The organism is Christiangramia sp. LLG6405-1 (genome assembly GCF_045055805.1).
Lineage (GTDB): Bacteria > Bacteroidota > Bacteroidia > Flavobacteriales > Flavobacteriaceae > Christiangramia.
In genome coordinates, this window is record NZ_CP159330.1 from 2015792 (window position 1) to 2041006 (window position 25215).

At 36.8% G+C, this 25215-nt stretch carries 19 protein-coding genes; 11 read left to right on the forward strand and 8 right to left on the reverse strand.

All coding sequences use genetic code 11. The features are described 5' to 3' along the window. Positions 1–2832 (reverse strand): excinuclease ABC subunit UvrA, encoded by a 2832-nt coding sequence (uvrA, locus tag ABVM50_RS09340; RefSeq protein ID WP_405198317.1) that lies wholly within the window; start codon positions 2830–2832, stop codon positions 1–3. Positions 2833–3213: 381 nt separating this feature from the next. Here uvrA and ABVM50_RS09345 point away from each other — a divergent pair, with 381 nt between their 5' ends. Then, on the forward strand, positions 3214–4218 hold the full coding sequence (locus tag ABVM50_RS09345) for a response regulator transcription factor (protein WP_405198318.1): 1005 nt from the start codon (positions 3214–3216) through the stop codon (positions 4216–4218). Positions 4219–4734: 516 nt separating this feature from the next. Continuing rightward, entirely contained in the window at positions 4735–5805 is a 1071-nt protein-coding gene (locus tag ABVM50_RS09350) for a M12 family metallopeptidase (protein WP_405198319.1), read from the forward strand. A gap of 43 nt (positions 5806–5848) precedes the next feature. On the opposite strand, the gene ABVM50_RS09355 is transcribed toward ABVM50_RS09350, so the two are convergent. After that, positions 5849–6445, reverse strand: a complete 597-nt coding sequence (locus ABVM50_RS09355; RefSeq protein ID WP_405198320.1) for an ACP phosphodiesterase — start codon at positions 6443–6445, stop codon at positions 5849–5851. 125 nt (positions 6446–6570) lie between these two features. Here ABVM50_RS09355 and glmM point away from each other — a divergent pair, with 125 nt between their 5' ends. After that, entirely contained in the window at positions 6571–7956 is a 1386-nt protein-coding gene (glmM, locus tag ABVM50_RS09360) for a phosphoglucosamine mutase (protein ID WP_405198321.1), read from the forward strand. Here the strand turns inward: glmM and ABVM50_RS09365 are convergent. Continuing rightward, positions 7953–8858 carry a lysophospholipid acyltransferase family protein gene (locus ABVM50_RS09365; protein ID WP_405198322.1) on the reverse strand — a complete coding sequence of 302 codons (906 nt, stop codon included), beginning with the start codon at positions 8856–8858 and terminating at the stop codon, positions 7953–7955. The two genes, glmM and ABVM50_RS09365, sit on opposite strands and share 4 nt — an antisense overlap. Before the next feature lie 52 nt (positions 8859–8910). Here ABVM50_RS09365 and ABVM50_RS09370 point away from each other — a divergent pair, with 52 nt between their 5' ends. After that, the gene (locus tag ABVM50_RS09370; protein ID WP_141877362.1) at positions 8911–9564 is read left to right on the forward strand and encodes a rhomboid family intramembrane serine protease; all 654 of its coding nucleotides are present in this window, start codon (positions 8911–8913) and stop codon (positions 9562–9564) included. A gap of 6 nt (positions 9565–9570) precedes the next feature. On the opposite strand, the gene ABVM50_RS09375 is transcribed toward ABVM50_RS09370, so the two are convergent. After that, a complete protein-coding gene (locus tag ABVM50_RS09375; RefSeq protein ID WP_405198323.1) occupies positions 9571–10692 on the reverse strand; it encodes a redoxin domain-containing protein in 1122 nt (373 codons plus the stop codon). Positions 10693–10827: 135 nt separating this feature from the next. Here ABVM50_RS09375 and ABVM50_RS09380 point away from each other — a divergent pair, with 135 nt between their 5' ends. Next, a complete protein-coding gene (locus ABVM50_RS09380; protein WP_405198324.1) occupies positions 10828–13191 on the forward strand; it encodes a GAF domain-containing protein in 2364 nt (787 codons plus the stop codon). On the opposite strand, the gene ABVM50_RS09385 is transcribed toward ABVM50_RS09380, so the two are convergent. Beyond that, a complete protein-coding gene (locus tag ABVM50_RS09385; RefSeq protein WP_405198325.1) occupies positions 13183–14367 on the reverse strand; it encodes a Pycsar system effector family protein in 1185 nt (394 codons plus the stop codon). The genes ABVM50_RS09380 and ABVM50_RS09385 overlap by 9 nt on opposite strands. Positions 14368–14423: 56 nt before the next feature. On the opposite strand from ABVM50_RS09385, the gene ABVM50_RS09390 reads away from it, so the two are divergent. Beyond that, complete coding sequence (locus tag ABVM50_RS09390; protein WP_405198326.1) at positions 14424–18140, forward strand: metallophosphoesterase; 3717 nt, start codon at positions 14424–14426, stop codon at positions 18138–18140. A 66-nt stretch (positions 18141–18206) separates the two neighbouring features. Here the strand turns inward: ABVM50_RS09390 and ABVM50_RS09395 are convergent, their stop codons facing one another. From ABVM50_RS09395 to ABVM50_RS09405, 3 genes are all read right to left on the reverse strand, one after another. After that, positions 18207–19082, reverse strand: a complete 876-nt coding sequence (locus ABVM50_RS09395) for a mechanosensitive ion channel family protein (RefSeq protein ID WP_405198327.1) — start codon at positions 19080–19082, stop codon at positions 18207–18209. A gap of 12 nt (positions 19083–19094) precedes the next feature. Next, entirely contained in the window at positions 19095–19592 is a 498-nt protein-coding gene (locus tag ABVM50_RS09400; RefSeq protein ID WP_295182694.1) for a Dps family protein, read from the reverse strand. Between the two features lie 95 nt (positions 19593–19687). Next, positions 19688–20008, reverse strand: coding sequence for a phosphoribosylpyrophosphate synthetase (locus ABVM50_RS09405; RefSeq protein ID WP_322302425.1), 321 nt, complete (start codon positions 20006–20008; stop codon positions 19688–19690). 329 nt (positions 20009–20337) lie between these two features. Between ABVM50_RS09405 and ABVM50_RS09410 the strand changes: the two genes are divergently transcribed. The 5 genes from ABVM50_RS09410 (at position 20338) to rffA (ending at position 25211) form a co-directional block, all read left to right on the forward strand. Then, positions 20338–21342 (forward strand): LacI family DNA-binding transcriptional regulator, encoded by a 1005-nt coding sequence (locus ABVM50_RS09410; RefSeq protein ID WP_405198328.1) that lies wholly within the window; start codon positions 20338–20340, stop codon positions 21340–21342. A 78-nt stretch (positions 21343–21420) separates the two neighbouring features. Next, entirely contained in the window at positions 21421–22419 is a 999-nt protein-coding gene (locus ABVM50_RS09415; protein WP_405198329.1) for an SDR family oxidoreductase, read from the forward strand. A 9-nt stretch (positions 22420–22428) separates the two neighbouring features. Next, entirely contained in the window at positions 22429–23346 is a 918-nt protein-coding gene (locus ABVM50_RS09420; RefSeq protein WP_405198330.1) for a glycosyltransferase family 2 protein, read from the forward strand. Between the two features lie 3 nt (positions 23347–23349). Further along, complete coding sequence (locus tag ABVM50_RS09425) at positions 23350–24072, forward strand: GNAT family N-acetyltransferase (protein ID WP_405198331.1); 723 nt, start codon at positions 23350–23352, stop codon at positions 24070–24072. Next, positions 24069–25211, forward strand: coding sequence for a dTDP-4-amino-4,6-dideoxygalactose transaminase (gene rffA / locus ABVM50_RS09430; RefSeq protein ID WP_405198332.1), 1143 nt, complete (start codon positions 24069–24071; stop codon positions 25209–25211). The genes ABVM50_RS09425 and rffA overlap by 4 nt, the downstream gene beginning before the upstream one ends. The last annotated feature ends 4 nt before the right edge of the window (positions 25212–25215 follow it).

Genomic DNA, 25215 nt, shown 5'->3' on the forward strand with positions numbered 1-25215 from the left:
TTAACTCATTTCCTTCTTCAGGAAGCGAGCAGTGTAACTTTTAGTGTTTTTAATTATTTGTTCAGGGGTGCCGATTGCGACAACTTCACCGCCACCTTTACCGCCTTCGTATCCTATATCAATGATATGATCTGCCATTTTGATCACATCCATATTATGTTCAATAATAAGGACAGTGTTTCCTTTATCGGTTAGCGAATTTAAGACATCCATTAGAACTCTGATATCTTCAAAATGCAAACCGGTCGTTGGCTCGTCCAAGATATAAAAAGTATTTCCGGTATCTCTTTTAGAAAGTTCAGTCGCCAGTTTAATTCTCTGGGCTTCTCCTCCGGAAAGTGTTGTGGATTGTTGTCCTAAACTAATGTAGCCCAGACCAACATCCTGGATCGTTTTTAATTTTCTATAGATCTTCGGAATGTTCTCAAAGAAAGGTGTCGCTTCATTAATGGTCATTTCGAGCACATCTGCGATGGACTTTCCTTTGTATCGAATCTCCAAAGTCTCCCGATTAAAGCGTTTTCCCTGGCAGGTTTCACATTCTACATATACATCTGGCAGGAAATTCATTTCGATCACACGAAGTCCGCCACCTTTACAAGTTTCACATCTTCCGCCTTTTACATTAAAACTGAATCTTCCCGGTTTATAACCACGAATTAGCGATTCAGGAGTTTTGGCAAAAAGATTTCGCACTTCAGAAAATACGCCGGTATATGTAGCGGGATTAGAACGCGGGGTTCGTCCAATAGGACTTTGATTAATATCAATGACTTTATCTATATGATCGAGACCTTTAATGGTTTTGTAAGGTTTCGGAACTTTAACTCCATTAAAATAATGAGCATTCATAATAGGGTAGAGGGTCTCATTGATCAAAGTGGATTTCCCACTTCCCGAAACACCGGTTACCGCGATCATTTTTCCTAATGGAATTTTAATGCTTACATTCTTCAGGTTATTTCCTGTCGCACCTTTTAATTCTATCGACTTCCCATTACCTTTTCGTCTTTTCTCCGGAATAGCAATGGCCTTTTTACCACTCAAATAATCTGCGGTTAGCGTAGAATGATTCAGCAGTTCTGAAGGAGGCCCTTCGCTAATGATCTCACCACCGTATTTCCCGGCACGTGGTCCAATATCGATCACGTGATCTGCCCTTTCGATCATATCCTTGTCGTGCTCCACAACGATTACAGTATTCCCGATGTCTCTCAAAGATTCAAGAGAATTGATCAGCTTTTCGTTATCGCGTTGATGCAGTCCTATACTTGGTTCATCAAGAATGTACAAAACACCTACCAGTTGAGATCCAATCTGTGTAGCAAGTCTTATACGTTGTGCTTCCCCACCTGAAAGTGATTTGGAACCACGATTTAGATTAAGGTACGTAAGACCTACATCTACCAGAAAGGCGATACGGGCGCGAATTTCTTTGACGACCTCCTCACCAATCTGTAATTGTTTTGCTGAAAGCCTTGCTTCGATATTTTCGAACCAGTCGGCAAGATCTGAAATATCCAGGTTAGCAAGTTCGGCAATATTTTTATCATTTATTCTGAAGTATAATGCTTCCTTTTTTAATCTGGTACCTTCACATTCGGGGCAATCTACCTTATCCATGTATTCCTTGGCCCATCTACGTAATGATGTAGAATCGTTGTTCTTAAAAGTTGTTTCAATAAAGCTTGCCACACCTTCAAAATCGATCTTAAAATCGCGGGTGATTCCTAAAGCCTTGGATTCCTTGGAGAATTTTTCTTTACCTCCATATAGAATCATGTCCAATGCTTCCTTCGGAATCTTATTGATGGGGTCATTCAGACTAAAATCAAAGCGTTCAGCTATGAGTTCAAGTTGAGAAAATACCCAGTTCTTTTTTTGAGGTCCGTGGGGTTCCAGACCTCCGTTTTTAATGGATTTCTTAGGCTCCGGAATAATCTTGTCAATATTCACCTGATACAAAGTACCTATCCCATTACAATTAGGACAGGCTCCTTTAGGCGAATTGAAAGAAAAACTATTAGGCTCTGGATTAGGGTAACTTATTCCAGTAGTAGGACACATAAGATTCCTGCTAAAGTATCGAACTTCACCACTATCCTGATCGAGGATCATAAGAGTATCCTCACCATGATACATGGCAGTTTTGATGCTTTCATCAAGTCTTTTATCTGCTTCGGGCTTTTCTTCAATTTTCAAGCGGTCTACGACAATCTCAATATCATGAGTCTTGTATCGATCCAGCTTCATGCCTTTTTCAATATCCACCACTTTTTCATCTGCCCGAACTTTTATAAATCCCTGCTTGGCAATGGATTCGAACAATTCGCGATAGTGACCTTTCCTACTTCTTATTACTGGCGCAAGAATATTTACCTTTTTACCCTTAAAATCTTGCAAGATGAGTTCCTTGATCTGTGAGTCTGTATAGCTTACCATTTTCTCACCAGTCTTGTAACTGTAGGCTTCTCCGGCTCTGGCAAACAATAATCTCAAAAAATCATAGATCTCTGTGATCGTTCCTACAGTACTCCTAGGGTTTTTACTGGTTGTTTTCTGTTCTATGGCGATCACTGGAGAGAGACCTTCAATTTTGTCCACATCCGGGCGTTCCAGGCTTCCTAAGAACTGACGGGCATATGCAGAAAAAGTCTCAATGTATCTTCGCTGACCTTCAGCATAGATCGTATCGAATGCGAGTGAAGACTTACCAGATCCCGAGAGACCTGTTATAACAACCAGCTGTTCCCGGGGTATGGAAACATCTATATTCTTAAGATTGTGAACTCTAGCTCCTAATACTTCGATACTGTCTTCAAATTTCGCCATACATTTTTTCAAGATGGCAAAGTTACTTATTGTAACGCTATTAAGAAAGCCGAAGTCAATGTACTGTTGTTAAGATAGCTGTAATTTTTTGTAAGAAAGAATAAGACCTGAAATTGTTGAGGTGATCATTCTAGAGGTAATTCGAGCTTTTTTTTCGCTGAAAGGTAATGATGTTGACCAAGATGTATTGATTAATTAAGTTGTAAAATACTGGTTGTCAGATTAATACTACTATATAAATTTTATATTTACTTACATAGCTACTATATTTGACTACCCCTAAAATGTTCCCGATCTGTTCATGATCTTTTTAAAGTGTAACTGTAACCCCTCCCAGTTGCAATTGGAGCTTGTATATATTTATTTAATTTTTGAGATAAAATGCAAAAGAAACCATTACTTATAGTAACTAAGAATGAATTGCTTATCAAGGAACTTGTTCAGGGTTTGAGCACTCTATTTGATGTTTCTGTTGAGGGATCTATTCATGTAGCGTATCATAGGGTTCTTGACTTATTACCCGATACAATCGTCTTTGACAAAACTTCCTATCGCAAACCTTCAGATTTTAAGAATCTGAAAAACTTTAAAGCAACCCATTTTCTAAAAAAAACGCACCTTGCAATCTATTGTAGTCCGTTGGAAATCAAAATAATGGCGAAACGATATAAGGATCTTGTGGATGAGTTTCATTCTACTGCCGCAGGTTTGGAGCAATTGGTTATTAGAATTTCCCGCACCGCAGAACAACTTAAACTTAATTACTGGCATGAATGTTTTATGGGACTCTATCACCTTATGAAACAGCCAGTGTTGCTTCTAGAGAAAGACCAGATAGTTAATATGAATGAGGTGGCAAGGAATACTTTCAGGGCAAGTAAGGAAATGTTCGAAGTTACTGATATTGTAAGACCTATTGATCGGAGTGCTATTCGTGGGTCTTTACGGAAATTTGCCAAAGGTAAGCATATGAAGGCCACGACTGAAACCACACTTAGGATCACAAAACAAAAGCTTCGGAATGCACGTATAACTATCTCAAAATTGAATATCAAAATACCAGACACCTTTATTATGTTAATTGATTTTACCGGAGATGAGTATTGCCTACGAGCCAGTATCGGATCTACTGCGGCAGAAGTTGAAAATTCACTGGCAATGGCAAAGTGTATGGTGGAGCAAAATTTTACCAGACGAGAAAAGGAGATCATCACACTGTTGTGTAAAGGCTATAAGACCAAAGAAATTTCAGAAGCATTGTTTGTGAGTCCTAAAACTGTAGAGAAGCATAGGTCCAGTATTATAAAGCGAACAAATTCAGATACGATTCTGGAGAGTATTATTTATGCCATTAATCATAATCTTGTGGAAATCCCACGCTCTTAAATTTATAACAATGGATTTTGAAAAACTTAAGGGGTTGAATAAATTCAATTAAAGTAATTAAGAATATTATATTGACTGAAACGTTTAAATTATACATATTGATTCCAATTCATGAGATTTGATAATGTAATACCCGCATAATTGATTAACCGGGGGGTGACTAATTTGCGGGTTTCATACCCACTTCTGTGGAGTGTGGGTAAGGCTGTCTGGAGAAATCCAGACAGCTTTTTAATTTTTGAGTATAGAAAGAATTTTATTGTTTGGTAGTTCGTAACTATTGAAATTCTTGGGATTACGTCATTTCTACTACTAATGTGTACATAGGTTCTTATTAAATTTTAAGGAAATGCAATAATTTGATAATCATATAATTATAGTCTGTGATATGCTGATAGCGTCAATAAGTGGGTACTTGTAAAAAATTTATCATAAATATTAGTTAATAGTTCTGGTACAAGTATTGCTAATCTTAGAATAGATGAATAACTAATATATTTTAAAAATTACCTACTTATGATGAAACCAACGAGTTTACTTTTGCTAGCAGCCTTAGCGATGTCAAGCTGTAGTAAGGATTCAGCTTCAGAAATTAAACCTACTGAAAGTTCAAACCAAATCACTTCCACAGTTTTGGAAAATGAATTTACGGAAATCGCATATCCGGATTCCCGGGGAACCCCTACCGATATCTACTATACAGGTATTAAAATGGCTGTAGAGAACATTGACGGTAATTATATTTATCAAGGAGATATTCTAATTCCCATGGAGCAAGCTTCTAAGAGCCCTGTAAAATTGGTTTTAGAGAAAGGGGATAAAGCATCTCAATTAAAGAGTGTTGGTAGAACTTCTGCTTATTGGGAAGATAACGTAGTATATTATGAAATAGATTCTAGGTTGTCTGGCCAGGATCGTGTATTCGATGCCATTAGTCATTGGGAAGCTAATACTAACCTTGAATTCGTAAAAAGGGCTGGACAGTCAGATTATATTTACTTTACTCCTGGATCAGGCTGTTCATCATATGTTGGAAAAGTAGGCGGAAAGCAGAACATTACTTTAGCCAACGCCTGTTCTACTGGGAACACCATCCATGAGATTGGACATGCAGTTGGACTTTGGCACGAACAAAGCCGTGTAGATAGAGATAACCACATTACTATCAACTTTGAAAATATCCAATCCGGTAGAGAATACAATTTTCAGACTTACGAAGAAAACAATCTTGATGGGAATGAGTTTACTACTAATTTAGATTTTGGATCTATTATGATGTATAGTTCCTATGCATTTTCCAAAAATGGTCAACCAACAATCACTAAAAATGATGGTAATATTTATAGTGTACAAAGAACCCAACTTTCTAATGGAGATGTAACTGGTATCAATGTAATGTATCCAGGCTCCGGTGGAGGAGGTGAAGGAGAAGAAGAACAACCAGAACCAGAACCAAATTATATTAACGGAGAATATTATACCATCTCAGGAGTTACAGTTTTAAGGTATAACAATCTTTGGTACTATAACAGCGGTTGGAGATGGAGACGCGTGGAATTGATCGATGGATTCTGGTATTACGCTTAATTATTTTCAATTATAGAAGAAGCCCGATATAATATCGGGCTTTTTATTTTTCAGAACTTATTTCTTCCAGCTTTTGATCTGAAAAGAGCTGTGCATCCTCGAAAAATTGCCTAAACTCATTTTCAAATTCGTCATAATGTAACTTTAGTTCATCTGTAGCCTGATCCATACCAGATTTTAGCTTCGTTCTTTTATTCATACCATTCAAAACACTTTGAATTCCATCTATAGAGGCATAACTCAAAAGCCAGTTTTGTTCAATCATATATGGCAGAAAATTCTTGACGTTAGAAGGAAGAACCTCGTAGTTTAGCTTTAGCAGCTCATAGAACTGTATGGTATATTCCTCCAATGGTATATTACAATAGTCTTTCCAGTTTGCCGCTAAAAAATGATCGTAAAAAATATCTACGATGATGCCACTGTAGTGTCGGTATCTTTCAGACAAACGATGACTACTTTCTTTGAAAACTGGATGAGTATCGGTATAAAAGTCGATGGCACGATGTAGAATTATACCTTTTTGAATTTGAGGGCCATATTTACGATATTTTTTCCCTTTGATGGAATCTGCCATAAAATTGCCGATTTTCACCAGGTCCTCATCACCAGATAGATAAATATGTGCCAGAAAGTTCATGCGGGAATATACGAATTAAATAGGGCCAGGGTTAATATTTGTTAAGTTTTGGAAAGTACGGGGTGACACAATTATATTTGTTAAAATTTCTTACAGGTCTTATCAGGACCTATAAATAACTAACAATGACATTAATAAAATCAATTTCGGGGATTAGAGGAACTATTGGTGGAAAAACCGGTGATAATCTAACTCCTTTAGATACAGTAAAATTTGCCGCAGCTTATGGCACGTGGTTAAAAAATAACTCTACTAACAAGAACCTAAAGGTTGCGGTAGGAAGAGATGCGAGAATATCTGGAAAAATGATCCAGGAACTAACCATGAATACCCTGACTGGTCTGGGAATCGATGTGATCGATCTAGGCTTGTCTACCACTCCTACAGTGGAGGTCGCTGTTCCTCTGGAAAATGCTGATGGCGGAATCATACTTACTGCCAGCCATAATCCAAAACAATGGAACGCTTTAAAACTATTAAATAGTAAAGGAGAATTTCTTGACGGCGAAGCAGGAGCCCTAATTCTTGAAATAGCAGAAAAAGAGAATTTCGATTTTGCTGAAGTGGATGATCTGGGGAAAATTACCGTGATCGATGATTATATCGACAGGCATATTGAAGAGGTCCTGAAGCTTAAACTAGTTGATGCTGATAAAATTTCCTCCGCGAAATTTAAAGTAGCTGTGGATGCAGTAAATTCTACAGGAGGAATTGCTATTCCAGCGCTTCTGAAGAGAATGGGTGTAGAGGTGATCGAATTATACTGTGAACCAAACGGACATTTCCCTCACAATCCAGAACCTTTAAGAGAGCATTTAACCGATATCTGTGAATTAATGAAAAAGGAGAAGGCAGATCTTGGGATCGTGGTAGATCCAGACGTAGATCGTCTTGCTTTTATAGACGAAAACGGTGAAATGTTTGGTGAGGAATATACATTGGTCGCATGTGCAGATTATGTATTGTCTAAAACTCCTGGGAACACTGTTAGTAACCTTAGCTCATCCAGAGCATTAAGAGATATTACAGAGAAACATAATGGAGAGTATAATGCCAGTGCAGTAGGTGAAGTGAACGTGGTTCAGCTTATGAAAGATTCAGAGGCAATCATTGGTGGTGAAGGTAACGGCGGAATCATCTACCCGGAAGCACATTATGGTAGAGATAGCCTCGTGGGAACGGCCTTGTTTCTTACTTATCTGGCAGAAAAGAAAGAGTCGGTTTCTTCAATAAGAGCAAGTTATCCTTCTTATTATATGAGTAAGAATAAAATTCAGCTGACTCCAGATCTGGATGTTGATGGTGTTTTGAAGGCGGTTGAAAAAAGACATGCTTCAGAAGAAATTTCTACAGTAGACGGAGTAAAGATAGATTTCCCAGAAAACTGGGTTCACTTAAGAAAATCCAATACAGAGCCAATTATTAGGATCTATACTGAAGCAAAATCTCAACAGGAAGCAGATGAGCTGGCGCAGAAGATGATATCTGAAATTGAGCAGATCATAGCTTAGCTGACTCTGGTAGCTCCTTCTGGTACAGGTTCATTTCTATGTTTCCAGCGTTTATGCGTCCAGAGATAGTACTCTGGTTTCTCACGAATTTGCTTTTCGAGAAGTTCAAAAAACTTTTGAGTAATAAAATGCTCCGGTTCTTCCGGGGCATTTTCAGTTATAGGAACCAGCGTAGCTACATAAAACCCTCTACCGGTTTTTTCCACATGTAGGTATATGACATTAAGATCCAGACCACGAGCCAGTTTTTCAGAACCTTCAAAAACAGGAACAGAAATACCCATAAATTTCATCCATAAATTAGAACGCTGAAGTCTTGGTGATTGGTCGGCGATCATAGCGTAATTACCTCGCAATCCTTCTCGCTCATTTTGGATGATTCTCTTAGTCGCTTTATGAGTATTAACAAGCTCTCCACCAAGCTTACTACGAATCTTCCTAACCATATCATCAAAATACCTGTTCTGTATCTTCTTGTAGATTCCGAAGGATTTATATTTGAGTCCGTAAAGTTGTAGCGCGATAATCCATTCATAACTAGCGTAATGTGCGCACATCAGGACAATGCTCTTGTTTCTGCTTTCAATATCTCTTAAAACTTCAAGATTAGTGAATTTGAAGCGCTTTTGAATTTCCTCGTTACTAATAGAGATACTTTTGATCATTTCCAGAAACATATCACACATATGCTTGTAGAAAACTTTTTCTATACGTTTCAATTCTTCGGAAGGCTTATCAGGAAACACCATTCTTAAATTCTTTTGAACAGTACTTCTGCGATAGCCTATCACTCGAAAAACCAGGAAATATATAATGTCTGAGAATATATAGAAAATACGAAACGGAAGAATGGATATAAGCCAGAGTAGGGGGTAAACAAGCCAGAAAACTAATCCTTGCATAAAAAAACTTTCCGCAAATATATGGTATATTTGAAATTAAACTTTAGTAAAAATGGGAGAATTGAGCCTGGTCACGCTGGTGATCATAGCGGCAAATGCATTAATTTCTTTTAAAGGTTTTAGCGATGAAACCTTCTTCAATAAGTACAAGTTCAGTACTTCAGATATTCAAAGAGGTTCTAAGTTTCAAATATTCACATCGGGATTCCTGCATGTAGATACAAGCCACCTTTTTGTAAATATGCTAACACTCTATTTCTTTGCAAATGTGGTCATCTGGCAGTTAGGCTCTGTAGCATTCCTCATTATCTATCTTGGAAGTCTGTTACTGGGGAATTTATTGTCTTACTATTTCCATAAAAATGATCCATATTATACAGCAGTAGGTGCCAGCGGTGCGGTCATGGGAATTCTATATTCTGCCATACTACTGCAACCAGATATGACGCTTGGCTTATTTTTTATCATACCTGTTCCCGCTTACATCTTCGGAATAGGATATTTACTTTATACTATTTATGGAATGAAGCGCAGAACAGATAATATTGGTCATGATGCGCATTTTGGTGGTGCTACCGGTGGATATATTCTAACGATGATTCTGGCTCCCTGGGTGCTGGAAAGTCACTTGCTAATGGTAATTTTATTAGCTGTGCCTATCGTAATATTGTTCTTTCTTCAGAGAACCGGCTATCTTTCTAAGTAAGTAGAATTAATTCAGTAGTTCGCCAATCTTTTCAGCTAAGGCATCACCACGAAGATTTTTCGCTACAATGATTCCGTCTTTATCAAGAATATAGGTCGCCGGGATTGCTGTGATTCCGTATAACCTTGCTACGGGATCCTGCCAGAACTGAAGATTAGAAACATGATCCCATTGTTCAAGTTTATCATCTTTTATAGCCTGTACCCAACGGTCTTTCTGTCCTGGTCGGTCAAGACTTACACTAATTATATTTAAACCTTGATCTTTGTACTTGTTGTAAGTATTAACCAGGTTTGGATTTTCGATTCGACAAGGCTTACACCACGCTGCCCAGAAATCTACTACTGTAACCTGGCCCATGCGATCAGAAAGTGCTAGCATTTCGCCATCTGGTGTAGGGGCTTTAAAATCTGGTGCCTTAGATCCCGTTTCAGCATTTTTCATCTTCTCTAATTCACTCTTCAGATCTTTTGCCATATCAGTTTGCTTGATACGATCTGAAACTTCACTAAACATATCGCGAACTTCCTTGGAGCTATGGCTTTTTGAACTCAACATATCTGCAAGCAAGGTTACGGCGAGGAAAGTATCTGTATTCCGACTGAAGATTTCTTCTTTAGCTTTACGATCATTGTCTTTAAGCTCGGTTTCGGTTGCCTGAATACTCTTCAATTTTGCAGTATCCTTCTGAATCATGGCAGTTCTGGCTTCCTTCTGCATTTTCCCGATCTTCCGGTTCATTTCTTTCATATGATCCAGATATTCGTAAAGCGCCTCATTTTCCTGTCCGCCGCTAACACGTGAACTACGAATGCTGTCTTTGTTAATATTGAATTTCAGTCTCTCGTTTTCAGCGATAAACACAAGATTTCCATTCACTCCTTCAATACGCAAAAAACTTAGAGCAGGAAGATCCATTTCTTTCATATCCAATTCGAATTTCTCATTCTGAACAATGGCTGTATCTACTGCTTTTGGAGAACGAGTCTTACCATCCAGTTCTGAGATATAGATTTTAGTCCCATTTTCAACACCCTTTACATCACCACTTAAATAATAACCTTTATCTTCTCCACAGCCAGTTACTGCAAACAATATAGCGCTAAATAAGAATAAGAATTTCTTCATCTTTTATGTCAATTTCTGCAAAAATAATGAACTCATGCTTCATTCTGATGGCGTTCTTATAAATAAATGTTAATTTCAGGTCGTTGCTCTTTCCTGGCTACTTTTCCATTTAATTTTACCTTAAATTATCAAGTTATGTTGCAGCAATTAAAAGATTTTCCATTCGATATACAGATCAGTTTTCATAAGGTGATTGAGGAGTATCAAAAGGAGCTTGATGAAATAGAAAGTGAGATTTCCAGGGAATACATGCAAAAAATGCTTGACCATGTGAGTCAATTCCCTGAATTATCTGAAGGATTTTCAGACCCAAAACTTTTAAAGAAATATCACGCTCCCATTAATATCTTGTTGGATGATCTGTTTCCGAACATTTTATCTAATAACGAGATCAAAGCTGCATCAGTTCCATTTCATAATATTCTTTTCAATGTTTCCAAACGACTAAAAGCTATTCTGAAGAATGCCGGAAAAGATTTTCAGTTGAAGTTCAGGCACATGGATGAAGAACTTATATATATCTTTTCCAGTATACAGATACTGAAATCCTACGGGTACAAAATAGATATCTCGAGACCTCTGTACTATGATATTCCAGATGAAGATGGAATAAAACGTCATTACAGAATATCCATGAATGCTGATTTTGTCGATATCATTCGGAAAGATGATGCACCGGAAATTACTCAGAAAGATGTAGATATTCTACTGCAAAATGTTGATGATATAGAATTATGGAAGGAAAAGATTCCGCCGTATAGTCATATATTCAAGGGTTTTGCCATTGTGAATCTAACCGATGTTACTATAGATGATGCAATCTCAGAATTAAAAACTACCCTGCTTTTCGAAGAAGTGAATGAGGAGGAGGAATTGGCGAAACTTCAGGAGATATTCCGTTCGATTTATAACATATCAGACCTACGGGTTGGTTTCACCGTATTCAATAAAAAGGATATGGTTTTTGAAAGAATGGATAACAAGGAGGCACAGAGCTTTATTCTTGACGAAGTTCTGATGAATGATTGTGAGTCGGGGATCTGTGAAAAAGGTTTTAAAACTCTTATAGATGATAATGCTTATTTTACCATTTCCAACGTAGAATCTTATGCACGCAAATACGACAATTTGCTATCTAAGAACCTCATTAAAAACGATGTGAGAAGTTGTCTATTAGCTCCGGTGGCCAAGAATGGAAAACTTCTTGGTATCTTAGAATTGGCTTCCAGCCGCAAGAATGAGCTGAATAGCATTAACGCGATAAAACTGGATGACATTCTACCTTATATCGTAACTACAGTTGAAAGAAATAGAAACGATTTTGAAAATAGAGTGAAAGCGGTAATACAAAGTGAGTGTACCTCTATTCATCCTAGTGTTCTTTGGGTTTTTGAGAGCGAAGCGAAAAAGTTTATCAAAGACCTGGATAAGGATGGACTTGCTTCTTTTAAGGATATTACCTTTAAAGACGTTTTTCCATTGTATGGTCAAATTGATATCGTTGCATCTTCTGAAGCTAGAAATAATGCAATCAAAAGCGATCTTATGGATCAGCTGGAGATTATCATGAACATCATCGACAAGGCTTACAAAATTGAAGAACTTCCAATATATGATCAGGTCAAGTATCGGGTCTCAGATTTTAAAGAAGAACTACAGGATAGACTGAATGCCAGTAGTGAACAGAAGGTTTTTAATTTACTGAAGAAGGAAGTGAACCCTTTAATGAGTCACTTAAAAAAGCAATCTGAAGAAATAAGGGAGCTTGTTGAGGAATATACAAGCATGCTCAATCCTGAAACAGGATTGGTTTACAATCACCGTAAGAAATATGACGAGACAGTACAGCAAATAAATCGTACCATGTCCCGATATATCGATAAGCGACAGGTACAGGCTCAGAATATCTATCCTCATTACTTTGAGAGGTATAAAACTGATGGAGTAGACCATAATATGTATATAGGAGCATCCATGGCTAATAAGCGACCTTTTAACAAGGTTTATCTTTTCAACCTTAGGTTGTGGCAATTGAGTACTATGTGCGAAATGGAGAACAGGTTCTATCAATTACAGGAAAGAACTCCTGTGATGCTAGAGGCGGCTTCTTTGATTCTGGTTTTTAATAATACAATGTCTATAAGATACAGAATGGATGAGAAAAAGTTCGATGTAGATGGAACTTACAATGCTCGTTATGAAATTATTAAAAAACGTATTGACAAGGCTTTTGTAAAAGGTACTGAAGAACGCGTTACCCAAAAAGGAAAACTGACAATTGTTTATTCTCAGGCAAGTGATGAGCGAGAGTATCTACAGTATATCAAGTACCTACAGGCAAAAAATTACTTCGGTGATAATGTGGAGCTATTAGATCTGGAAGATGTTCAGGGAGTGGTAGGACTTAAAGCAATAAGGGTGAACATATTATATTCACCCGATTCCAATCATCCGGAAAGAACGATCAATTATGAAGATCTAATGGAAGAACTACATTAGGTAGAAAGCCATTATAAAAGCGATTACTGAAATAATAATTCCTAACATAAATACCGTATAGGTCATTCTGAGCAGGAAATACTTGCGATGTAGTACCTTACCTAAAAGGTGAAGATCCAGCATCAACATTTCGTATACATAATCTTTATCCTTGATCAATTGGTTCATTCCCCATTTGAATTGATCAAAAGGCATCTTATGGTAGTTTCCGAAGAATAAAAGATTTACATTCCTGTTCTTAACCTGTTCTTTAGTGAACTCTCCGGTTGTAACGTTGGGTCTGGTAGACAGGATCGAAAGTATAATTGAAGCAACGCTGAAAAGTACTAATACTAAACTTGGTATAAGTAAATGTTTGTTGGATTCTGCTTCCAGTTTAGGGATCAGGTTAGCAAGTGCCAGTGAAATGATGATCGCATTTACCGAAAGTAAAATGTTGGCTTTCGTATCGGCAATATCACTCAGTTTAATATGATTTCGAAGAGTAACCCTGAACAGCGTCTGAATACTTCTCTCTGGGTTTTCATTCTTATATTTAGCCTTCATTCGGGCTTTATGCTCTTCTTTCTTTAATTTCTTTTCCTGCTTATTTTTGTCTTCTATAAGCTCCAGCAAATTTTCTTCCTTCTTAGGGTTCCATTCCTGTAAGGCATAGTCTGTATAATAGGTATGTTTTTCAGTAAAAACATGAATGTTCTCCTCAAGCCATTCTGAATTAGTGAAGTTCTTGATATTATGCATTTCCAGCTCCTGTCTCAGGAATTCACTGGTTTCTTCAAAATAGTCCTTGCCAAAATGTGAGCTATCGGCATCACGTATTATTTTCTCACCAGGTGTTTTCGGAATATTGCTAAAATTGGTCACCAGGATATATTGCTTTACCAAATCGATAAGATCCTGAGTAGCGTTTTCCTTCAGAAGAAATTCTTCCGCGATCTCAGCACTCTTGGCTTCATGCCCTTTATAAGTATGGATATAACCGGTATCGTGAAGCCATGCAGCAAGGAGTAATGCCTCTTTGTCTTTAACATTAATTTCAGAATTCTCGATTAATTCTTTAGTACTTTTAACCACACGCTGAGTATGCTGGTAGTTATGATAAATAAAGGTGTTAGGTAACTTTTCTTTAAATAAATCTTCAACAAATTTTTCAGCTTTCTCAACGAGATTATTCATACATGAATTTTTGATTCCAAGGACCAAATTACAAAAAATAATGACCACAGTTTTCTATGAAAAAAGTTAAACTTTTAGCCGGTATACTTACAATATTAATGGTCATTTCCTGTGCCAGTCTTGAACCAAAATACAGGGAAGGAGAATCAACTTCAGATTTTGGTTACCCTTCTTTTAAAGAGATTGAAAAATCATTTTACCTGCTGGGTGATGGCGGTTATTCCCCTCCAGGTGGTTCTTCACTAGGTCTGTTAGCCTTCAAATCTTACCTTGATTCCGTAAAGAAAACAGAGAATATTTCTATTTTCTTAGGTGATAATATTTATCCTGACGGTATGCCTGCTGAAGGTTCTTCGGGAAGAGAAGAGGCTGAATATCGATTAGATGCACAGCTGGATGCGATCGAAAACTACGAGGGAAAAGTAGTTTTTATACCTGGAAATCATGACTGGTACAATGAAAAGTTAGAAGGTCTTGATAGACAGAAAGATTATTTGAAAGAGAGATTTGAAGATATTCTAGTATGGAGTCCGGAAATTGGCTGCGGAATGGAGTCTATTGAAGTTTCTGATAATATCCAGATGATTGTTATAGATTCCCAATGGTATTTAGAAGATTGGAATGACAATCCCAAGATCAACGATAATTGTGAACAGATCAAAACGCGGGAGGCAATGTTCCTGGAAGTAGAATCTGAGATCAAAAAGAATCAGAATAAAACCATTGTAATTGCACTTCACCACCCAATCTATACGAATGGCGTACATGGTGGGCAATATACTTTCGACAGGCATATTTATCCTTCACAGAAAAAAATTCCTCTACCTATTTTAGGGTCATTAGCAACACTAATTAGAACAACTGGTGGTGTCTCTATCCAGGATGCTCAAAACAATAGATATAAATCTCTGGCAACCCGTTTGAGTACCATTGCACAAGGTTCCTCGAGAGTGATCTTTGCTTCGGGACACGAACATTCCCTGCAGTATATTGAGCATGATAGCGTAAAGCAAATCGTTTCAGGTTCCGGTTCAAAAGCTTCTTATGCAACTTTAAGTAATGATGGATTGTTTGCATATCCAGGACAGGGATTTGCGGTGCTCGATGTTTTTAAAGATGGTTCTTCTTGGGTAAGTTTCTACGGAAATCAGGAGAACAAACCTAAGTTACTTTATCAAACTGAAGTTTTGGAGACTCCTGTACCATTCGAACTTCAGGAATATCCGGATGAATTCCCGGAAACATATACAACTTCAATTTACAGGGAAGAGGATACTGAGAAAAGTCCAGTTCATAAAACCGTTTGGGGTGAACGGTATCGGGAACTTTATGGTACGGAGATCACTTTGAGAACTGCAGACCTGGATACGCTTTATGGCGGATTGGAAGTAGTTCGTGAAGGTGGCGGACATCAAACTGTATCTCTTAGAGTGAAAGACAGGCAGGGAAGAGAATATAATATTAGAAGAGTTCGAAAGGATGCATTAAGATTTTTACAGAGTGTAGCCTTTAAAAATCAGCCTGTGGAAAACAAATTAGAAAATACGGTAGCAGAAAACTTACTTACAGACTTCTATACCGCTGCACATCCATTCGGGTTTATGGCAATTCCAGAGCTCAGTGAAGCTGCTGGAGTTTATCATACCAATCCGGAAATATTTTACCTGCCTAAGCAAGAAGCACTAGGAAAATACAATTCTGTACATGGTGATGATATTTATATGATCGTTGAAAGACCTGAAGAGGGTTGGAAAGGCTACGAATCTTTTGGAACCCCAGATCATGATATCGTAAGTACATCAGACATGCTGGAAAGACTGCGCAGAGATGAAAAATACTTGCTAGATGAGTCTATATATGTTCGCTCGCGTCTGTTCGATATGCTTATTGGAGATTGGGACAGGCATCAGGATCAATGGAGATGGGCCGAAATTGAAGAAGGGGATAAGCACGTATTCAAAGCTATTCCGAGGGATCGAGACCAGGTGTTCAGCAATTTTGATGGTGCGTTTTTTGGGACATTAAGAGCGATCACAGGATTTGCCAATCAATTCGCTGTGTATGGAGATGATATTAAAGACGTTGAATGGTTTAATATCGCTGCAATGGGACTGGATAGATCACTGCTTCAAAATACTGGAAAAAATACTTGGATAGAGCAGGCAGAGTACATTAAGGAAAATGTAACCGATGAAGCAATTCAGAAGGCATTTGCTAATTTACCCGAGGAAACTACTGGTGAGGCTACTCAGGAACTTATAAAAAATGTACAGGGGAGGAGAGATAATTTAGTTGATATTGCAAATAGATATTATGAAAAATTAGCAGATCTCGCGATCGTAACCGGGACAGATAAAGATGATTTCATAGATATTGAAAGGTTGACAGATGGAAATACGAGGGTGACCATTACTCGTAATAAGGAAGGAGAAAGAGCTGAAATTTTAAGCGATAAAGTCTATAAGAAAGACGAGACCAATGAAATTTGGGTGTATGGACTTGATGATGATGATAAAATTTTTGTGAATGGAGAGGGGAAGGCTGCGATATTTGTACGATTGATTGGAGGTCAGAACAATGATGAATACACAATTACAAATGGTTCAAAATTAAAGCTTTATGATCATCAATCATTACCGAATACTATAAATGAATTAGACAACGCTAAACTTCGGCTAACAGATAATTACGAGATCAATACGTATGATAAGGATAAAAAAACCTTTGCGTCAGGATCCATCTTACCGGATTTCAGCTACAATCCAGATGATGCTTTTAATTTTCAGCTGGAATACGTGAAGGCCATCAATAGATTCAAACGAAATCCTTTTACCTCGCAGCATACTGTTTCTGCGGAATACCACTCAGCAACGAATGGATTTGAGCTAGGCTATGAAGCTGAGTTTGCTAATATCGTTGGGAAATACAACCTGCAACTAGGAGCTAATTTTCGAAGTCCTGATTATTCAGATAACTTTTTCGGCTTCGGAAATGAAACAGATAATCCTGACGATGAATTAGGAATGGATTATAACCGGGTAGGGATTAATGAAATTTCAGCAAAAGCTGCATTAGTTAATAAAACTCCTTTTGGTAGCTATTTTGGATTCACAGCAACTTTTGAGTCTATTGAAGTAACCGAAAACGATAATCGTTACTTATCTGAAGTATTTATTGATTCAGAAGAAGATATTTTTCAGAGAAAATATTTTGCAGGTCTCGATGCTATGTATCGATATGAAAGTTATGACAATGTTCTGGTTCCTACCAGAGGGATGCTGTTTGAGTTGAACCTGGGCGCAAAATTGAATACAGCAGATATTGATCGTCAATTTGGATATTTCAAACCATATATGGGCTTTTATAACGCCCTAACCCGGGATAGGAAACTTGTTTTGAAAACCAGAGCAGAAGCACATATCAATATTGGTAATGAGTTTGAATTTTATCAATCGGCACAATTAGGGGCAAATAGCGGGCTAAGAGGTTATAGATTTGAGAGATATTCAGGAAAAAGTTCGTTTGGTACAGGTGCAGATCTAAGATATTCGTTCGATACGGTATCTACGAGCTTCCTGCCTTTCCAGCTTGGAATCTACGGAGGATACGATCTAGGTCGAGTTTGGTTGGATGATGAGTCTAGTAACCAGTGGCATGATAGTTATGGTGGAGGATTATGGATCAATAGCGCAGATGCTATACAGGCCAAAGCCAGTGTATTTGCGGGAAGTGAAGGTCCGAGATTACAATTTAGCCTGGGATTGAAGTTCTAGAGTTCGAATTTTGAATAAAAAAACCGGCTAGACAGCCGGTTTTTTTATTTATCGAAAATCAAATTCCTAATCCTTATTGACTGAAAGTTTATTTGTAAAATCAATCGTTCTAATTGGGAATGGAATATTGATTCCTTTAGCATCGTAAGCTTTCTTAATAGCAATAATCGCCGTGTTCTGAGCGATAAGAATATCTCTATTCTTCGTAACATCAGTCCAGAATCTTAAGACATAATTAATAGAGCTATCTCCAAATTCCTGAAACATCAATTCAACTTCTTCATTTCCTCTCTGCGGGAAAATATCTTCAATAGTCTTTATGGTAAGATCTCTTACCATTTCTAAGTCTGAAGAATATCCAACTCCACAATTCACGAATACTCTTGAACGTGCAGTACGCGTGAAGTTCTTGAAAGGTTCTTCAATAATTTTACCATTCGGAATAATAACATAGTTATTGTCGGATTGCTTAATTACGATATTCCTGAGATTGATCTCCATAACCGAACCTGCAAATCCGTTAGTTTCAACCCAATCACCAATTTGCAATTCCGGTAGAAAACTTAGAATTAAACCTGAAAAAGTATTATTCAAGGTTCCTTGTAAAGCGAGACCAATAGCTAAACCGACAACTCCCGCTGCCCCTAGAACTGAAGTAAGGACTGTATCTAGATTTAATAATCCTAGTGCAATGAAAAAACCAATCAGGATTACAATTGCTTTGATCACTTTCGTGGCCATCTGCCGTATGGAATCTTGCTTGATACTTCTAGCGAAGATTTTATCAAATATTTTACCGACATACTTTGCAATAAAAATAAAGACGATAAAAACCACTACGGCGAGAAGGAAATTTGGAAGACCTAGAATAATGGTGTCTAACCATCCCTCTAATTTATCCCATATACCTTTAACTGAATCCTGAATATTAAATTCCTGCATACTTAATATTGCTTATTTTTTAACTGGTTTGTGCTGATCTGAAGTTTTCATTTTCCATGCATCTAACATCCAACTAGTTTTTTCTAATTCTCTAATATAAGCTCCAATTAGATCAATTGTACCTTCGTCTCCAGATTTATCTGCGATTTCCACAACTTTTCTCATTTGCTTAAGTAGCAGTCCGTGATCTTCCAATAAAATTTCGATCATTTTGCTATCAGAAATATCACTAGGAGATTCCTTTAAATTAGAGTCTTTTAGATACTCACTCATATTACTGGTAGGCTGGTATCTCAAAGTAAGAATACGCTCAGCTATCTCATCCACTTTTAATTTAGCTTCATCGTAAAGCTCTTCGAATTTTTCATGCAAATCGAAAAAGTTTTTTCCAATTACATTCCAGTGAAAATTTCTAAGTTTTTGGTAGTATAAATGATAGTCAGCTAATAAAATATTTAATTCAGAAACCGTTTTTGCAGTCTTTTCCTTGTCTAATCCTAAATAGTTCATAGTTTTTGTTTATAGTTTTTCAAAATCCAATTCAAAAATATAATGATTGTACCAAATCCAAAATTATAATCAATGGTTTAGTAGAACTTTAACCATTAATCTATAGGTCTGTGATCCTTCAGATCCAGTTTCTTCATCATTTCTTTAGAGATCTGTCCGCTGGAAATACCATATCCATCAGTAAGAACACCTTTCTGTCCATTAGTGGTGGTGATGGCGTACAGGATCGAATTATCGTCGGGATTGCTCATTCCTTCGAATCGCAGGACTTTATCAACTTCAAATTCTTCTACACCAAAGGTTGCATTTTCTGACTTCAATTCGATCTTTTCATCAAGAAGGTTAAAATCGTGCTTGTAACCCTCTTCCAGTTTCAGTTTGTTTATAGCCTGGGATAATGTACCGTAATCTTTCATGGTTGTTTAATTTTAGTAGATGTAAATTACGATGATACCAGATTATGAACAAGAGGTTTGACATGTTTAGGATAAGTTTAACTGAGTGTTTATAAGGGTTTTCGGGAAGTTTTCGAATAAGGTAATGATGTGTATCCTTCAGGTTTAGGAATGAAATATTGTTTGTGATTAACAGTCTTAAGAATTAAGGTGTTTGTTAGACAGCGCAAAATTCGTTCGATTAGCCCGATAACTACAAAACCATAATTTATTCTTTTCTTTGCAAATTCGCATTTGAAGGCAGGCATTTCCGCAGTAATTATTGAATTAATTTATTACAACAGTTTATTATGAAGAGTAAAATAACCTTAAAAGAGCTTTCAAAATTACTCAATGTGAGTGTTTCTACGGTTTCGAAAGCACTTCATGATAGTCCGGAAATTAGTCCTAAAACAGCCGAGCGAGTTAAGGAGCTTGCAAAGTTGCACAACTACCGCCCAAATCCGGTAGCAGTAAATTTGAAAAAAAGTAAGACAGGAACTATTGGTGTTGTGATTCCAAATATTTCGAACAGCTTTTTTGCCAGGGTTTTGTCTGGAATAGAAGCTCAGGCTCAGCATTATGATCAGCAGATCATTACATATATATCTAATGAGTCACTCGATCGCGAGAAACAAATTTGTGATCTTCTGACTTCTGGAATGGTCGACGGAGTTTTAATAGCAGTTTCAGAAGAAACTCAGAAAAAGGCAGATTACGATCACCTGTTCGCTCTATTAGATTATGATATTCCAGTGGTTGTCTACGATCGAATCAACTTGGATCTGCCTGCGGATAAAGTTGGCGTGGATGATGAAAAGAGTTTTTATGATGCTACTAAATTCTTCAGAGCAAAAGGTTTGGAGAGAATTGGAATTGCCTCAGCTATTCATCATGTAGGTATTGGAAAGCTAAGGATATCCGGTTATGAGAAGGCGATGGATAAGTTGCCAGTATTCACAGCGCGTAGCAGTAGTGAGGGAACCTTAAAATCCAAGATTGAAAAACTTTTAGTTACAGAAAAAGTTGAAGCTTTACTATGTACAGATTTTGAAAGCGCGATTATCGCGACTAGAGTGGCTTACGAACAATATATCAAGATACCGGAAGATTTGAAAATCATTGGATATATAAATAAAGACATCGCAGAATATCTTACGCCATCGCTTAGTTATATTGAGCAGCATCCATCAGAATTGGGAATTAAGGCTGTAGAGGTACTAAACCGAAGAATTTCTGGCGATATCGCTGCCGGTAAATTTGAAGAGAAAATAATAGCTACTACTATGGTTCATTTAGAATCGAGTAAGTTTTAGGAGAATTTATTTAAATTTCCTTTAACAGTACTTAAAATTGAAATTATATCTTTACACAGTTAATTAAAACCTCATAATTTGATAACTGATTCTCAGAAAGATTTATTAAAATCATCAAAAGTACTAGTAACGGGTGGAGCCGGATTTATAGGTTCTAATCTTTGCGAAAAGCTTTTAGATTTTGGAGCTGAAGTAACCTGCCTTGATAATTTCGCTACCGGCCATAGACATAATATAAAGCCATTTTTAGAAAATCCTAAGTTCAAATTTATTGAAGGGGATATTCGTAACCTGGAAACTTGTCTTGAGGCTACTAAAAATCAGGATTTTGTTTTGCATGAAGCAGCTTTGGGTTCAGTGCCAAGGTCTATCAATGATCCTATAACAAGTAATGATGTTAATGTGTCAGGTTTTTTAAATATGCTTGTCGCATCTCGTGATAATGGAATCAAACGATTTGTGTATGCGGCGAGTTCATCTACTTACGGTGATTCTGAAAACCTGCCAAAGGTAGAGGACGTTATTGGTAAACCTCTTTCACCATATGCTATCACTAAATATGTCAACGAACTTTATGCTGATATATTCAATAAGTCTTACGGCTTGAATACAATAGGGCTTCGTTATTTTAACGTATTCGGAAGACGTCAGGATCCTAATGGAGCATATGCGGCGGTGATACCGAAGTTTGTTATGCAACTGATGAAAAAGGAAAGTCCTGTGATCAACGGAGATGGAACTTATTCCAGAGACTTCACCTACATTGACAATGTTGTGCAAATGAACCTTCTATGTTTAGTTACAGAAAATGGAAATGCACTTAATCAAGTTTATAATACAGCAGTAGGTGATCGCACGAATTTGAAAGAATTAACACATTTATTGAAGCGAAATTTAGCTGAATACGATTCGGATATTGCTGAAGTAGAAATAAAGCATGGTCCTAATAGACCTGGAGATATTCCACATTCACTAGCATCTGTAGAAAAGGCGGTAAATCTACTTAAATATAATCCAACTCATCGAATAGAAGCTGGTCTGGAAGAGGCCGTTCATTGGTATTGGGATAATTTATAACTATTTTCTTTGACTGGCATTTCGAAACTTTCTATTGTAATTCCTTTGTATCAATCAGAGGACTTGTTGGTTGAGTTATTTTCTCGGCTGTCTACAACCCTACAATCCTATCCATTGGAGAACTATGAGATTATAGTTGTTGATGATGGTAGCAAAGATAGAACATGGGAAAAGGTTTTAGAATTCTATACAACAAATCTTATATTGAAAGCTGTAAAGTTCAGTCGCAATTTTGGACAGCATAATGCTATTACTGCAGGTTTAGAACGATGCACCGGAGAATGGATAATAGTAATGGATTGTGATTTGCAGGATCGACCGGAAGAAATTCCAAATTTATTAAACAAAGCTATCAAAGGTTTTGACATAGTCTTAGCCCAGCGTTTAACTCGAAAGGATACTATTTTTAAAAGACAAACATCGAAAATATTTTACAGACTATTTGCTTATATAAGTGGCCTTACATTTGAACCGGGGGTTGGAAATTTTGGTGTTTATAATAAACAAGTAATAGCTGCGATTTTACAGTATAAAGAGAATTTCAGACCTTTCCCTATTATCGTTAAAGTTGTAGGTTTCAAGAGGATAGCAATCGAAGTGCAGCATGGTAGAAGATTTACCGGTAAATCCAGTTATAATAGTTTTAGTCTTATAAAAGGAGCATTAAACGCAATCATATATTACTCACATAGGCCAATCTGGCTTTTCTTAATAATAGGATTAGGAACCATAAGTTTTATTTTATTTTTGTTGCTTGGAGTGTACTTTCTTGCATTCCAGATAGCTGTAAAAGATCTAGTTTTGATACTAATTTTTTTAATGAGCATTCTAAGCTTAAACGCATCATTAATTGGGGTTTACGTTTCTAGAATTTTTATTGAAAGTAAAAATAGACCCCTATTTATAATTGAAAAAGAATTAATATAATAAATGGGATTAGAATTTAACAAATTGGAATGGGATAGCGAGTTTTTTGGATTTCCCGTTGGCAAAATAATTCAGGATATTAATTCAGAAAATGACCTGAAAAAAATTCATTCTGAAACAGACCTCAAACTTATATATTATATTACCAAAAAGGAGCTTGTCGAGGAATTAAGATCAAATGAGTTTTTCGATGTAATATTAGTAGATGAAAAAGTTTCTATTCAAAAAACATTAAATCGTGATGCTAAAATTCATCCTAAAGTTGAAATTTATGATGAAGAGGAGGTTGATCCGGACTTAATGCGATTGGCATTCACAGCTGGTTTGCATAGTCGTTTTTTTAAGGATAAAAATATATCACATGGTAAAGCTAAAGAACTATATCAAATCTGGATTGAAAAATCTGTAAAACGTATACTCGCAGATATAGTTTTAGTATATAGGTTGGATAAAAGAATTATTGGATTTATGACCATCCTTACTGAGAGTAAAAATCCTCATGTCTCTTTGTTGGCTGTTGATCCTGAATTTGAAGGAAGAGGTGCTTCTTTTGCACTTATGAGTTCTATGGAAGGTATTTTAATTTCAAAGGGTTATGAGATCGTTAAAAGTGAAACACAAGATCAAAATAAAAAGGCGAAACTAATTTACCGCAGACAGGGAGTTGAATTCAAAGAGAAGCATTACGTTTATCATCTATGGAGAAATAATCCTACAATTTTATGATCGTCCCTTTTAATAAACCTTTTCATACAGGGAATGAACTTGCTTATATAAGTGAGTCGCTTAAGTCAAATAAACTTTCAGGTAACCACCATTATTCCAAGATGGTTAAGGAATGGATGTTTAAAAAGCATGGATTGGAAGGTGTATTTTTAACTCCATCTTGCACAGCAGCTTTAGAAATGGGTGCATTGCTATTGGGAATAGGACCTGGAGACGAAGTAATAATGCCGTCTTATACTTTCACTTCTACAGCGAATGCAGTACTCATCTTTGGAGCAAAGCCAGTATTTTGCGAGATTCATCCAAAAGATATGAATATAGATGTGAGCAAAATCGAGAGTTTAATTACCCCCAAAACAAAAATGATTATTCCTATTGATTATGCCGGTGTACCATGTGATATTGCCGAAATTATGGCTATTGCGAATAGTTATGGATTAGCTGTCATGCATGATTGTGCACAATCCTATGGTTCGCTTTATAAAAATGAAATTAGCGGTAGACAGGCACATTTATCCTGTTATAGTTTTCATGATACTAAGAACTTCACTTGCGGAGAAGGTGGTGCCCTTGTCGTTAACGAAGCTTTTAGAAGAGAAAGAGCATCTTTCTTAATGGAAAAAGGAACCGATAGATCCAGAATGTTGAAAGGACTCCAGGAAAAGTATAGTTGGGTGGATAAAGGCTCTAGTTACCTTCTCGCTGATATACTTGCTGCGATGCTATTATCGCAGTTACAGGCGGAAGATGAAATAAAGAAAAAGCGACAGGAATTAGTGATTAGATATTATAATTGGGTAGCAAATCTAAAGTTTGCTCAGCAATTATTAGTTTGTCAACAAGACGAAAATAAATCTTCTAACGGCCATATTTTTTATTTGATTTTGCCAACAAGAAATATTCGAGATCGCTTTATTGAAAAAATGGATCTTAGCAATATAGCTGTTCATATTGGATATGTGCCATTGCATTCGTCTTCCATGGGGAGAAATCTGGGTTATAAAACTGAGCACTTACCTATTACTGAAGATTTATCTGGAAGAATAGTTAGAATGCCCATTTATACGGGTATGACAGATCATGAATTTAAATATACAACCAGCAAGGCAACCAAAATACTATCTAGTTTGTTGACTTAAAAGT